11 protein-coding genes and 1 pseudogene are annotated in these 12,850 nt (G+C 70.0%); 3 read left to right on the forward strand and 9 right to left on the reverse strand.

The genetic code is table 11. The features are described 5' to 3' along the window. Positions 1–41: 41 nt before the first annotated feature. Positions 42–631, reverse strand: a pseudogene (locus ACW4TU_RS12740) (helix-turn-helix domain-containing protein). A 56-nt stretch (positions 632–687) separates the two neighbouring features. Here ACW4TU_RS12740 and ACW4TU_RS12745 point away from each other — a divergent pair. Continuing rightward, positions 688–1,326, forward strand: coding sequence for a GNAT family N-acetyltransferase (locus ACW4TU_RS12745; protein ID WP_457427652.1), 639 nt, complete (start codon positions 688–690; stop codon positions 1,324–1,326). A 15-nt stretch (positions 1,327–1,341) separates the two neighbouring features. Here ACW4TU_RS12745 and ACW4TU_RS12750 read toward each other — a convergent pair whose 3' ends face one another. The 7 genes from ACW4TU_RS12750 to ACW4TU_RS12780 all read right to left on the reverse strand — a co-directional run bounded on the left by ACW4TU_RS12750 (position 1,342) and on the right by ACW4TU_RS12780 (position 8,679). Beyond that, a complete protein-coding gene (locus ACW4TU_RS12750) occupies positions 1,342–1,950 on the reverse strand; it encodes an ADP-ribosyltransferase (protein WP_457427654.1) in 609 nt (202 codons plus the stop codon). A 98-nt stretch (positions 1,951–2,048) separates the two neighbouring features. Beyond that, on the reverse strand, positions 2,049–3,245 hold the full coding sequence (locus tag ACW4TU_RS12755) for a YncE family protein (protein ID WP_457427656.1): 1,197 nt from the start codon (positions 3,243–3,245) through the stop codon (positions 2,049–2,051). Then, on the reverse strand, positions 3,245–4,036 hold the full coding sequence (locus ACW4TU_RS12760) for a polysaccharide deacetylase family protein (RefSeq protein WP_457427658.1): 792 nt from the start codon (positions 4,034–4,036) through the stop codon (positions 3,245–3,247). The genes ACW4TU_RS12755 and ACW4TU_RS12760 overlap by 1 nt, the downstream gene beginning before the upstream one ends. 230 nt (positions 4,037–4,266) lie before the next feature. Beyond that, a complete protein-coding gene (locus ACW4TU_RS12765) occupies positions 4,267–4,770 on the reverse strand; it encodes an ATP-binding protein (RefSeq protein WP_457427660.1) in 504 nt (167 codons plus the stop codon). A 306-nt stretch (positions 4,771–5,076) separates the two neighbouring features. Continuing rightward, the gene (locus ACW4TU_RS12770; RefSeq protein WP_457427662.1) at positions 5,077–5,844 is read right to left on the reverse strand and encodes an enoyl-CoA hydratase/isomerase family protein; all 768 of its coding nucleotides are present in this window, start codon (positions 5,842–5,844) and stop codon (positions 5,077–5,079) included. A gap of 104 nt (positions 5,845–5,948) precedes the next feature. After that, a complete protein-coding gene (locus ACW4TU_RS12775; RefSeq protein ID WP_457427664.1) occupies positions 5,949–7,241 on the reverse strand; it encodes a L,D-transpeptidase in 1,293 nt (430 codons plus the stop codon). A 211-nt stretch (positions 7,242–7,452) separates the two neighbouring features. After that, positions 7,453–8,679: a L,D-transpeptidase gene (locus ACW4TU_RS12780; RefSeq protein WP_457427666.1), complete on the reverse strand. Its 1,227-nt coding sequence runs from the start codon at positions 8,677–8,679 to the stop codon at positions 7,453–7,455. Between the two features lie 204 nt (positions 8,680–8,883). Between ACW4TU_RS12780 and glgX the strand changes: the two genes are divergently transcribed. After that, positions 8,884–11,226, forward strand: a complete 2,343-nt coding sequence (gene glgX / locus ACW4TU_RS12785) for a glycogen debranching protein GlgX (protein ID WP_457427668.1) — start codon at positions 8,884–8,886, stop codon at positions 11,224–11,226. A 192-nt stretch (positions 11,227–11,418) separates the two neighbouring features. Here the strand turns inward: glgX and ACW4TU_RS12790 are convergent, their stop codons facing one another. Beyond that, the gene (locus ACW4TU_RS12790) at positions 11,419–11,568 is read right to left on the reverse strand and encodes an Arc family DNA-binding protein (protein WP_457427670.1); all 150 of its coding nucleotides are present in this window, start codon (positions 11,566–11,568) and stop codon (positions 11,419–11,421) included. 20 nt (positions 11,569–11,588) lie between these two features. On the opposite strand from ACW4TU_RS12790, the gene ACW4TU_RS12795 reads away from it, so the two are divergent. Then, entirely contained in the window at positions 11,589–12,821 is a 1,233-nt protein-coding gene (locus ACW4TU_RS12795) for an RNA-guided endonuclease InsQ/TnpB family protein (RefSeq protein ID WP_457430064.1), read from the forward strand. The last annotated feature ends 29 nt before the right edge of the window (positions 12,822–12,850 follow it).

The raw sequence follows: 12,850 nt of genomic DNA on the forward strand, positions 1-12,850 counted from the left end.
GGGACCCGCCCCTTCATGTACGTACTGCTGACGAGGTCAGATTAGCTGGCCAAGCGGGCACTCAGCGCCGCGACCACCCACGCGAACTCCTTGTGGTGCGAGGGCAGCGGGTCCGTGCCTCGGACCAACGCCTTCAGCTCCCGGAAGCGGGCCATCTCGTCGCGCGCCGCGAACTCGACCCGTTCCCGTACGGCGGCCCGGTCGGCGTTGCCGAGCAGCCCGGCCGGCGTCTCCTCGGCCTCCGGCGAGCCGGGCTCGACGCCCCGCTCCCGGGCCTCGCCCGCGAGCCGCACCAGACGGCTCATCAACCACAGGGAGGTACCGGGTCACCCGCAGGGTCCGGATCTGCGCGTCCAGCGCCGCCACACGTGCGGCGGCCACCTCCGCGACCGTCGTCTCGCCGGCCGGCACCGCGCGTACGTGGTCCAGGCCGAGGCCCAACTCGCGCAGGGGTGCGGATCAGTTCGAGGCGGGCCACGGAGCCGGCGTCGTACAGCCGGTAGCCGCCGGACGACCGGGTGACGGGCGGCAGGGCGCCCTCGTCGGACCAGAAGCGGATGGTCCGTACGGTCAGTCCGGTGGCCCGGGCCAGCTCGCCGATGGTGAGATGTCCGGTGCCGTCATCGATCATGTTCGTGAGTCCGGGCCTTCCAGTGGGTGGAGACTCAAGAGGCCGGGAGGGGCACTGTGGGGGAAACGCTGAAGGACATTCTCGACTCCGTGGCTCGGGGCGTCTTCCCGCCTCCCGACGGCCGTACGACGATCGTGCCCCAGGCCTCCCACCGCGACGCCGGGGTGCTCGCCTTCAGCGCGCACGCGGTCGTCTTCACGGACGAGGACCCGGCGTGGGTACACCGGACCCTGGCCGGTGTCGACAGCGACGCGCTCTCCGCGCCGATGAACCCACGTTTCCTGGCCGCCCTCATGGACCGTACGGGCCGCTCGAACGAGACGATCGACCTGCTCGCGGTCGCCTCCCCGGTCCAGGGCGACCCGCCGCTGACGCTGACCGAGATCGACGACCCCGGGCATCACCGGATCGCCCGCGCCCACAAGCACCGCGACGACGTCCGGGTGTGGGCGGCCGACGGCGGGGTGCTCATCCTCGGGCGCGGGGTCGCGGGCCGGCTGGAGGCCGCGGTGGAGGTGGCGGAGGCGGTACGGCACCGGGGGCTGGGCCGGGCGCTGGCGTCCTCGGCGCGGTACCTGAGCGGCGGGGAGCCGGTCTGGGCGCAGCTGGCCCCGGGGAACGCCCGCAGTGTGCGGGCGTTCCAGGCGGCGGGGTTCGTTCCGGTGGGCGGGGAGGCGCTGTTGCTCGCCCCGTAGACGTCCGGGGTGGGCTCAGTGCCAGGCCTCGAAGTGCGGGTTGCTCTGGCAGCCGCTCATGATCTCGACCTTGGTGGTCTTGTTCACCGGGCAGACGCCGATGATGTACTTCCGGTCGATACCGCCGGGGAAGGCGACCTCGACCTGGTCGGCCCATTTGTGGGTGTCGCCGATGGTCTTGTTGACGTCCACGCCGCCCGGGGCGTCGATGTAGTAGTTGTATCCCGACTTCCACCACGTCTTGTACAGGTCGTGGTCGTACGTCGTGGAGACGTACGGGGAGGGCTGGTTGACCAGGACGTACTTCTCGATGTCGTACTGGCCGTTGATGACGTCCCTGGGCTTGAGTCCCTCCGCGAAGACGATCTCCGGGCCGCGGCCGTCGCTGCGGTAGAGGGTGCCGCAGGTCTTGCGCCAGACCGGGTCGGGCGTGATGCGGTCGACGTCGACGCGGTGGTCGACGGCCGCCTTGACCGGGTCGTCGAACTGGGGGCAGGACGGGGCGGCGGCCCGGGTGCCGGCCTTCGGAGCCGCTGCGGGCAGGGTGGCGGCCGAGGTCGCGAAGACCGCGGCCAGGGAGAAGGCGACGGCAGCGGTCCGCCGCCGCAGGCGAGTTGTGATCATGGATGCACCCTGTCGGGTCCGCGGCGGCGGGCCGGGGATCGTCACTCGATCGGCGGCGTGTCACCCGACGTGGCGCAGGTGGTCCAACTGGGCCCGGATCAGCGGAAGATGCCGGTGTGGCCGAGTGAATAGCGGCCGGGCTGCGGGTAGACGGCGAGTCCGTGCGGGCCGCGGCCCACCTTGACGCGGGCCAGCTGCTTCCCGGTCCGGGTGTCGATGGCGTACACCTCGGCGTGGTAACGGCCCGACAGCCAGAGGACCTTGCCGTCGGCGGAGACGCCGCCCATGTCGGGGCTGCCGCCGTCGGGCAGCCGCCACTTCTTCGTGACCTCGCCCTTCTCGAAGTCGAAGACGGAGACGGTGCCCTCGCCCCGGTTGGAGACGTACATCTCGCGGGAGTCGCGGCTGACGTACAGCCCGTGGGTGCCCTTGCCGGTGGGCAGGAGGGTGGGCCGGGTGAAGGTGTCGCCGTCCAGGACCCACATGCCGTCGGCCATCATGTCGGCGACGTAGAACCGCTTGCCGTCCGGCGAGATCTTGACGTCCTGGGGCATCGCGCCCTCGTAGGGAAGCTTCTGCTGTCCGACGACCTTCATCTTCTCGGTGTCGACCTTGAGCAGCTCGCCGCTGAACTCGCAGGACACGATGAAGTACCGGCCGTCGAGGGAGAAGTCGGCGTGGTTGACGCCGTAGCAGCTGACGGGCACGGTCTTGGCGATCTTCATGGTGTGGGGGTCGCGGAAGACGAGCTCGCGGTCGAGGGAGGCCATGACGACGGCGTACTTGCCGTTGGGCGTGAAGTAGAGGTTGTACGGGTCGTGGACGTCGACCGGTTCGCCCGCCTTCCCGGTCCTCGGGTCGATGGGTGTGAGGGTGTGCCCGCGGTCGTTGTTGACCCAGAGGGTCTTCAGGTCCCAGGAGGGCACGACGTGTTGGGGCTGGCGCCCGACGTGGATCGTCTCGACGATCTCGTACGTCTTCGGATCGATGACGGAGACGGTGTCGGACTCGGTGTTGGGCACGTAGACGCGGGACGGGAAGTCCCGGACGACCGGCGACAGCCTGCCCGGCCGGTCGGCGGCGTACACGTCACGCGGGTTGAGGACGGGCGGCATGCCGGGCAGTCCCCGGACGACGGGCTCGGCGGGGACGGCCGGCCTGGCGGGCCTGACCGTGCCGAGGGCCCGGTTCGGCTGGTCGCGGGCCTCGGTGCCGCAGCCGGCGAGTCCGGCGAGGACGGTGAGAGCGGCCCCCGTGGCGAGGGCGCGGGTGATGGCGGTGACGGTGGGGGGCATCAGGTCAGCAACTCCGTGGTGGTCACCGCGCGCAGGCCGCGGCGGTCGAGTTCGTGCAGGAGGCCGGGGAACGCGGCAACCGTGTCCGCGTAGCCGAAGTGCAGGCTCACGATCGATCCGGCGCGGATGCCGGTCATGACGTTGCGTACGACGGCGGGGGCGCCCGGAGAGGTGAAGTCGAGCGAGTCGACGTCGTAGGACAGGACGTGCGGGTAGCCGGCGTGCTGGGCGAGCCGTTCGACGAGCGGGGAGGCGCGGGCGGCCCGGGAGGGCCTGAACCAGGTGCCGATGGACCCGGTGAGCCCCTTCAGCCGCTCGGCGCACCCCCTGATCTCGGCGTCGGCGTCCGCCTCCGCCATGGCGTTGATGTCGAGGTGCCGGAGGGTGTGGTTGCCGAGTTCGTGACCGCCGTCGAGGACGCGGCGAGCGAGGCCGGGATGGGCGTCGAGCCAGGTCCCGACAGCGAACACGGTGACATGGGAGCCGTGCTTCTCGGCGGCGGCGAGCAGTGCGTGCGCGGTGGCGGGGTCGCCGTTGCCGTGGAAGGTGAGGGCGACCCGGGGGCGGTCGCGGGGGCCGTGGGGGATCTGGGTCGGGTAGTGGAGGAGGCGCGCGGGAGCGGGGGCGGGGGTACGGGAGGCCGGTGCGGGGGAGGCGGCGGCGACGGGGTGAGCGGCGGTACCGCCGGGGGCGGTACCGGTCGCGCACCCGGTGGTCAGCACCCCCGAGGCAACGATTCCGGCGCCCGCGCGCAGCACCGCCCGACGATCGGTCGTGGTCACCCGCACCATTTAAGGGGGATCGGTCCGGAAAACAGGCGATTAGCCCGATCGGCGGCCCGCCCAACGGTCACCGCCCATACGGTCAGGCGGCCTCGCACCCGGTCGCGCACCCCAGGGCCCGTCCGGCGGATCAGGTCGGAGGAAGGTGGCGGCGCCGGGCAAGCACGGACGGGCGCCCGCCGCGGAGCGGCCGATGCCGCCGCGACCCCGCGCCCCCGGCATGATCCGCCGGGCAGGCCCTAACGGTCGGCGACCCGCATCTCGAACCACGTCGTCTTGCCGCGCGGCAACAGGTCGACGCCCCATCGGTCGGAGAGCTTGTCGACCAGCATCAGTCCCCGCCCGCTGATGTCCATCTCCTGGACCGGCATCAGACACGGCAGCCCCCGCGAGGGGTCCCGGACCTCCACCCGGATCCAGCCGCGGCGCCGGCGCATCCGCAGGCCGAACACCCGCGCGCCGGTGTGGCGCACCGCGTTGCCGACGAGTTCGGAGACGAGCAGCACCGCGTCTTCCGTCATCTTGGGGGTCAGCCCCCACTGGCGGAGCACGACGACCTGGGCGAGGCGGCGCGCGGTCGCGGCGGACTCGGGGCGGGACGGCAGCGGAACCTCGGCCTCCGTCGGGTTTCCGAACAACTCGAACGCCTTGAGTGCCCGTTCATCCTCCACCGCAGGCGACCACCGCGCCGCGGTCGCACGGCCGTGTCCCCGCGGCTGTTCCATGCCCTCCAGCCCCGCCATGCCCCCATCATGGCCGCCCAAGCCGTCCCGGGGGGCCGTTCCGGAGGAATACGCCCCCCGGAACACATCATTCCGAATAGGCCGTCCGGCATATGCCGATGGCATTCCATCGGCCCCTGAATCCCCTCCGACCTGCGACGGAAGCTCACTTTCGGGCAAGCGACGGGCCCCCTCGACACGACGGACTCAAGGCTGGTTCAAGGCTCCCATAAACCGCCCGATCGAGGGACCCGGATAAGACATGGCGTCAACTGCGAGCACTTTGTTCGACGAAACCGAGGGGAACTCGGCGGAACGCGGCGGGAGTCAGAGGAACTTCGCCTTGCCGGGACCTTCCTCCACGAAGCTCCGCATCCCGGTCTCGCGGTCCTCCGTCGCGAACAGGCCGGCGAACCAGTTCCGCTCGATCGCGAGCCCTGTCTCCAGGTCCGTCTCCAGACCCGCGTCGATCGACTCCTTCGCCGCGCGCAGCGCGATCGCGGGTCCCTGGGCGAGCTTCGCCGCCCACGCGTACGCCTCGGTGTACACGTCGGCGGCCGGTACCACGCGGTCCACCAGGCCGAGCGACAGCGCTTCGTCGGCCTTGACCATTCGTCCGGTGAAGATCAGGTCCTTGGCCCTGGACGGGCCGATCAGCCGGGCCAGTCGCTGCGTACCGCCCGCACCGGGGATCACTCCGAGCAGGATCTCCGGCTGACCGAGTTTCGCGTTGTCGCCGGCGATGCGGTAGTCCGCGCAGAGCGCCAGCTCGCAGCCGCCGCCGAGCGCGTAGCCGGTCACCGCGGCGACGACGGGCTTGGGGATACGGGCGACGGCGCTGAAGGAGTCCTGGAGGTCCCTGGACCGGGCGACCATCGCCGCGTGGTCCATGGCCTGCATCTCCTTGATGTCCGCGCCGGCCGCGAACACCTTCTCCCCGCCGTACACGACGACCGCCCGTACGTCCTCTCGACGGGTGGCCTCCTCCGCGAGCTCCTTGAGGCGGTCCTGGGTGGCGACGTCCAGCGCGTTCATGGGCGGCCGGTCCAGCCGGATCGTGCCGACGCCCTCGGCGACTTCGAGATGCACAGTCATGTACGCAGGTTAACGGGGGCTAACGGGAACGGGCCCGGTGCTGTCGGTCACACCGGGCCCGCTGAGCGTCATAGCGAAGGAACGGACGGAACGGAGGGAAGGAGCTACGCCTTCCACTTCTCCCAGGACATGTTCCAGCCGTTGAGCCCGTTGGCCGGGTCGACGATCCGGTCGTTGGAGTTCTTCACGATCACCACGTCGCCGATCATCGACCGGTTGAAGAACCAGGCCGCCGCCACCCCGCTGTCGTAGCCGCCGCGCACGTCCCGCAGGCCGATGCAGCCGTGGCTGGCGTTGTAGTTGCCGAAGGCGTCCCCGCCCCAGTAGTTGCCGTGGATGAAGGTCCCGGAGTCGGTCAGGCGCTCGGCGTGCGGAACGTCCTTGATGTCGTACTCGCCGCCGTAGCCGACCGTCTCGCCGTTCATCCGGGTCACTTCGAGGCGCTCGGTGATGACCATCTGGCCGTTCCAGGTGTCGTAACCGGGCTTGCCGGTGGTGACGGGGATGGTCTTGATGACCTTGCCGTCCCGTCGTACGACCATCTTCTTGGTCTTGACGTCGACCGTGGAGACCTGGCTGCGGCCGATGGTGAAGGAGATCTGCTTGGCCTGCTTGCCGTAGACGCCGGGGCGTCCCTCGACGCCGTCGAGAGCGAGGGAAACGGTGACCTTCGTACCCGGCGCCCAGTACTTCTCCGGGCGGAGGTCGAGGCGGTCGTTGCCGAACCAGTGGCCCTCGACGTCGACGGCGGGCTCGGTCTTGACCGTGATGGCCTTCTCGACGTCCTCGGGGTGCGTGATGCCCCGGGTGAAGCGGATCGAGAACGGCATACCCACGCCGACCTTCGAACCGTCCTCGGGCGTGAACGTACCGACGAACGTGTTCTTCGGGGTGAGGGTGGTGAAGGAGGACTCCTCCGCCGCCGTGCGCCCCTCGGTGTCCTTCGCCACCACGTGCACCTTGTACGTCGTCGACGCGGCGAGATGCGTCGCGGGCGCCCACCTGGTGTCGCCGGCGGTCAGCGCGCCCGCCACCGCTTTGCCCTTGGAGTCCTCGACCTTGACCTCGGTCAGCCTGCCCTTGGCGGCGCTGACCTTGAGGGCGCCGCTGGTGTCCACGGACTTGGCGCCGTCCTTGGGCGCGATGGTGACGACCGCCTGCGACTGCTGGGTCTGCGCGGTGGTGGAGTCCTTGCCCTTCGGCTTGGCGTCGTCGGACCCGGAGTCCGAGCCGCCGCCTCCGCCGCCGCACGCGGTGACGGCGACGAGCAGGACACCGGCGAGCAGCGCCAGCGGCCCCCTGTTGCCCCGTATGCCTGCTATGCCCCGTGTCCCGCTTGCCCGTGCCCCGCCCCGCCGTGCCGCAGCCGAAGCCCCCGATATCGGTCGCGTGTTCAAGCTTTCTCCCCTCCCGTGGCCTGACTCAGGCCCGCTTCCCCGGCGCGTCCCACGCACCCGGGCGCATATTAAGCACAAGGTCACGCCCCCCGGCGGCCCCTGAAGGTCACCATTCCGTCCCAACATCATCAGATTGTCGGACCCGACTGTTTACATCACTCCTGTGACCGTCGAAGTCGCTCCACCGACCGTTGGGTCGCTGAATTCGCCGCTACTTCACGGCACTGCCCGCCGTCCACTCCTTCCAGCCCATGTTCCACCCGCCGAGTCCGTTGTCGGGAGCGACCTTCTTGTCCTTGCTGTGGACGACCTCGATGACGTCCCCGACCAGGCTCCGGTCGAAGAACCAGCCCGCCGGACTGTCCGAACTGCCGCCCTTCACGTCCTTCAGTCCTACGCAGCCGTGACTGACGTTGGTGTTGCCGAAGGCGTCCGGCGCCCAGTAGTTGCCGTGCAGGAAGGTGCCGGAGGTGGTCAGCCGCATCGCGTGCGGCACATCCGGGATGTCGTACTCACCGCCGAAACCGACCGTTCGGCTGTTCATCCGGGTCACTTCGAGCATCTCCGTGACCACCATTTTTCCGTTGTACGTGGTGTTCTTCGGCGACCCCGCCGTGATCGGCACCGTGGCGAGGAGGTCGCCGTCGCGCCGCACCTCCATGGTGTGCGCGGCGGCGTCGACCAGCGAGACCTGGCTGCGGCCGACGGTGAAGGCGAACGTCCTGCGCTGGATCCCGTACACCCCCGGCGCCCCCTCGACGTCCCGCAGTGCCAGATCGACGGTGACCCTGGTGCCCGGCGCCCAGTACTCCTCGGGGCGGAAGTCGAGGCGCTCGGCGCCGAACCAGTGCGGCCGGATGTCGACGGCGGGCTCCGCGGTGACGTGGACGGCGCGTTCGACGGCCGCCCGGTTCCTGATCTCGCGGTTGAACTCCAGCGACACGATCATTCCGGTGCCGACGGTGGCGCGGTTCTCCGGGGTGACGTATCCGATGAACCGCTCATCGGGCACGTAGGTGGTGAAGGTCGTGTGCCGGGCCGAACGGCGTCCGTGGGCGTCGAGCGCCACGACGTCGACCGTGTACCTGGCGGCCAGCGCGAGCCGCGGGTCGTCGGGCCGCCAGGACAGCCCGTCCTCGGAGACCCGCCCGGACACCGCCGACTCCTGCGCGTCCTGGGCCCTGACGACCTTGACCGACTCCAGGCGCCCGCTGGGCACCCGTACGAGAAGGGGGTTGTCCGGGCGTACGGAGCGGCTGCCGTCGTCGGGAGAGACGCGGATCACGTCCTGCGGCGCCCGGGGTTTCCCGAACACCGAGTCCGCGCCGCCCACCCCCTCCGAAGTGCAGCCGGCGGCTCCTGCCAGCAGTCCTGCCCATGTCAGTACGGCGACCAGCCCGGCCCTCGCGCGCCCAGCGCGCCCTTGTACGTGCCTCACACAGGACCCAACGACTCGGCACGCCCCGGGGAAACGTGAGTGCGAGCCGCGCTCTGGGCAGAACAGGGGGGAGAAACGACGCAGAGAGCGATGCGGAGAGCAACGCAACAGGGCGCCGCGGCCGGGACGCCGCACACTTGTTCTAGCTGCGCTCGCTTCGTTTCACTCGTTCTACTCTTTCCATGAGTCGCGGGAGGCGGAGAGGTGTCCAGCGCAGCAGAGCAGAAGGCGGTCGCCACACAGCGAGCCGTCGAGGAAAGGCGCCCCGAAGCCGTGTTGCCCGACATCGATATCGACCCCGGTACCCATCCCGACACCGACAGTGACAGGGATCGCGACAGCGCGCCGACCGGCGCGACCCGCGCCGCGCTGCCCGCCGTGCCCGTGTGGCCGGGGACTCCCATGCCACTGGGCGCACGTTTCCGCACGGGCCCGGACGGGGTGTCGGGCACCAACTTCGCGCTGTGGGCGGGCGGAGCGGAGGCGGTGGAGCTGTGCCTGTTCGGCGAGGTGGAGGAGGGCGGCGGGGAGGTGGAGACCCGTGTCCCCCTCACCGAACTGACGCACGAGATCTGGCACGGCTTCGTGCCCGGGGTCATGCCGGGCCAGCGGTACGGCTACCGCGTGCACGGCCGCTGGGACCCGTGGACCGGCGCCCGCTGGAATCCGGCGAAGCTGCTTCTCGACCCGTACGCGCGCGCCGTGGACGGTGATTTCGACCTGCCCCCCGAGGTGTACGGGTACGTCCGCGACTGGCCCCAGCAGCAGGTCGCGGACACCGTGCGCGACGACCGCGACTCGGCGCCGTTCGTCCCGAAGGGCGTCGTCGTCCACGACGACGCCCCCGACGACGACTGGGCGGACGACCGCCGCCCGAAGACTCCGTGGGCGGACTCGGTGATCTACGAGGTCCACGTCAAGGGCTTCACCAAGCTGCACCCGGGCATCCCGGAGGAGCTGCGGGGCACGTACGCGGGCCTGGCCCACCCGGCGGCGATAGAACACCTGACGAAACTGGGCGTGACGGCGGTGGAACTGCTGCCGGTGCACCAGTTCGCGCACGAGGACCATCTGCTGCGCCGGGGCATGAAGAACTACTGGGGCTACAACTCGATCGGCTACTTCGCCCCGCACGCGGGATACGCGGCGACGGGTACGGCGGGCCAGCAGGTCGGCGAGTTCAAGCGCATGGTGCGCGCACTGCACGCGGCGGGCATAGAGGTCATCCTCGACGTGGTCTACAACCACACGGCGGAGGCGGACGAACACGGCCCGACACTGTCCCTGCGGGGCATGGACAACAGGGGCTACTACCGCCTGCAGAGCGACGCGCGCCGCTACACGGACTACACGGGCTGCGGAAACACGCTCCACGTGGTCCAGCCGCACGTGTTGCGGCTGATCACGGACTCGTTGCGGTACTGGGTGACGGAGATGGGGGTGGACGGCTTCCGCTTCGACCTGGCGGCGGCCCTGGCCCGCTCGATGCACGACGTCGACATGCTCTCCCCCTTCCTGGCGGTGATCGCCCAGGACCCGGTGCTGCGCCGGGTGAAGCTGATCGCGGAGCCGTGGGACGTCGGTTCCGGCGGCTACCAGGTGGGCGCGTTCCCCCCGCTGTGGACGGAGTGGAACGACCGCTATCGCAACGCGGTACGGGACTTCTGGCGGGGTGCGCTGCCGGACGTACGGGACCTGGGCTACCGCTTGTCGGGGTCGAGCGACCTGTACGCGTGGGGCGGTCGCAGGCCCTACGCCTCGGTCAACTTCGTCACGGCGCACGACGGTTTCACGCTGCGGGACATGGTGTCGTACGAGCGCAAGCACAACGAGGCCAACGGGGAGGGAAACCGGGACGGCACCGACGACAACCGTGCGTGGAACTGCGGCACGGAGGGCGAGACGGACGACGAGCACGTACTGGCCCTGCGGCGGCGCCAGTTGAGGAACCTGCTGACAACCCTGTTGCTGTCCACGGGCGTTCCGATGCTGGTCGCGGGCGACGAGCTGGGGCGTACGCAGGGGGGCAACAACAACGCGTACTGCCAGGACAACGAGATCAGCTGGGTGGACTGGAGCCTGCTGGAGGACCCGGGCTGGCGCGCGCTGACCGAACTGACCGCCCGCCTCATCGACTTGCGGCACCGCCATCCCGTACTGCGCAGGCGGGCGTTCTTCTCCGGCCGGGCCCATCCGGCCGACGGGCTGCGGGACCTGGCCTGGTTCACGGCCCGGGGCGCGGAGATGACGGAAGGGGACTGGTACGCCCCGGCGGAGACGCTGGGCATGTATCTCTCGGGCCGCGACATCCCCGGCCGCGACGCCCGGGGCGTACCGATCACCGACGACAGCTTCCTCGCGATCCTCCACACGGGCGACCTCCCGACGGACTTCGCACTGCCGGGGGCTCCTTGGGCGGAACGGTACGAGGTCGTCGTCGACACGTCGCGGGAGGAGCAGGGGGAGGCACCGGGGCTGGAGTACCGGGCGGGGGACGAGATCAGTGTGCCGGGGCGGGCTGTGCTGTTGCTGCGGGTGGTCAGGTGAGGGTCGGCCCCGGTGTCACCGCGTGAGGCGTTGTTCGAGGCCGGCCCGGCAGGCCGGCCATTCCTCTGCGGTGATCGAGAAGATCGCTGTGTTGCGCAGTTCGTTCACCTGCCAACCGGAGGATGCCCCGGCCTTCAGGTCGGCGAGGAATCCGGCTTCCCGCGTAGCAGGGCAGAAGCAGACGCATTGTCGTCAGGGCGATTCGTCGTCCACCTCGATAGTGCTGAGCGCGACCTCGATGAGGTGCAGAATCTCGGAGTTGATGGACCGCCGATCCGCAGCGGCTTGCGCGGTGAGTCGGGCATGGAGGTCATCGGGGATACGCAACGCAAAACGAATCATGATGCTACTGTAGCCGCATGATGACATCACGTGAAGCGGGGGAGACCGGGCACGCCCGGTGGACCTGTCGACTGCGCGTGTCGTCCACCGCCCGCACCGCCCTGGAAGCCGAGTGGAGCCGGTGCCGGTGCCGGTGGGTGTGGAACGAGTGCGTCGCCAAGTCCAAGGCCGGGCATGCCTGGAACCAGCATCGGCCCGAGGGCGAGGACAAGCGGACGAGCGGTCCCGCACAGCTCGACAAAATGCTGACCGAGGCCCGCACCCGCACTCCGTGGCTGCGAGAGGGCTCGTCGGTTCCGCAGCAGCAGATCATCCGCGACTTCGGCAAGTCCCGTGCGAAGGCACAGAAGGACATTCGGGATCGTCTGCCCCAGCGGCAGCGGGCCGGGATGCCCAGGTGGAAGAAGAAGCACGAGGCCGACCCGAGCCTTAACTACACCAAGCGCGGATTCCGGCTGAAGGACGGCCTCCTGCACCTGGCGGGCAACATCGTGCTGACGGTCGTGTGGTCGCGGGACCTGCCCGCCGATCCCTCCTCGGTGCGGGTGTACCGGGACAGCGTCGGCCACTGGTACGCCTCGTTCGTCGTCCCGGCCGAAATCCAGCCGCTGCCCGGGACGGGCGAGGTGATCGGTGTCGACTGGGGCGTGAAGGAGACCGCCACCACCACTTCGGACGCCCACGACCTCCCGCACGCCGAGCACGGCAGAAAAGCCCAGGCGAAGCTGTCGCGGTACGACCGGATGATGGCCCGACGCAAACCCGCCAAGGGGCAGCCCGGCTCCAAGGGCTATCGCGCGGCCAAGAAGCTGCGCGCAAGGACCTACGCGAAGATCGCCCGGCAGCGGCAGGACGCCGGCCGCAAGTGGGCCAAGAAGGTTGTCCGCGACCATGACGCGATCGCGGTGGAGGATTTCCGCCCGAAGTTCCTCGCCAAGTCCTCGATGGCCCGCAAGGCGGCCGACGCCGCGATCGGCGCCACCAAGAAGGCTCTGACCGAGATGGGCAGTAAGCACGGGCGGGATGTCCGGCTCGTGCACCCCGCACACACCACCATGGACTGCGCGCATTGCGGAGCGAGAGCCAAGCACGCACTGCCGCTGTCGGAACGTACCTACACCTGCACCGCGTGCGGAGCCGTCTCGCCGAGAGACAAGAACTCCGCCCGCGTGATGCTCGTCCGGGCTGGTCTCAACCCGGCTGGTGTCGAGGGCGTAAGACCTCCTGGAGCGCCGCTCCGGGAGGCGGCCTGAGCCAGGAATCCCCCTCGTTCACGAGGGGG

This window comes from Streptomyces kryoterrae (genome assembly GCF_054072135.1).

Excerpts from the sequence above, each read along its gene's own strand:
- ACW4TU_RS12750 (WP_457427654.1), bottom strand. The coding sequence starts at position 1,950 with ATGATCACAACTCGCCTGCGGCGGCGGACCGCTGCCGTCGCCTTCTCC.
- ACW4TU_RS12755 (WP_457427656.1), bottom strand. The coding sequence starts at position 3,245 with ATGCCCCCCACCGTCACCGCCATCACCCGCGCCCTCGCCACGGGGGCC.
- ACW4TU_RS12760 (WP_457427658.1), bottom strand. The coding sequence starts at position 4,036 with ATGGTGCGGGTGACCACGACCGATCGTCGGGCGGTGCTGCGCGCGGGC.
- ACW4TU_RS12765 (WP_457427660.1), bottom strand. The coding sequence starts at position 4,770 with ATGGCGGGGCTGGAGGGCATGGAACAGCCGCGGGGACACGGCCGTGCG.
- ACW4TU_RS12770 (WP_457427662.1), bottom strand. The coding sequence starts at position 5,844 with ATGACTGTGCATCTCGAAGTCGCCGAGGGCGTCGGCACGATCCGGCTG.
- ACW4TU_RS12790 (WP_457427670.1), bottom strand. The coding sequence starts at position 11,568 with ATGATTCGTTTTGCGTTGCGTATCCCCGATGACCTCCATGCCCGACTC.
- ACW4TU_RS12795 (WP_457430064.1), top strand. The coding sequence starts at position 11,589 with ATGACATCACGTGAAGCGGGGGAGACCGGGCACGCCCGGTGGACCTGT.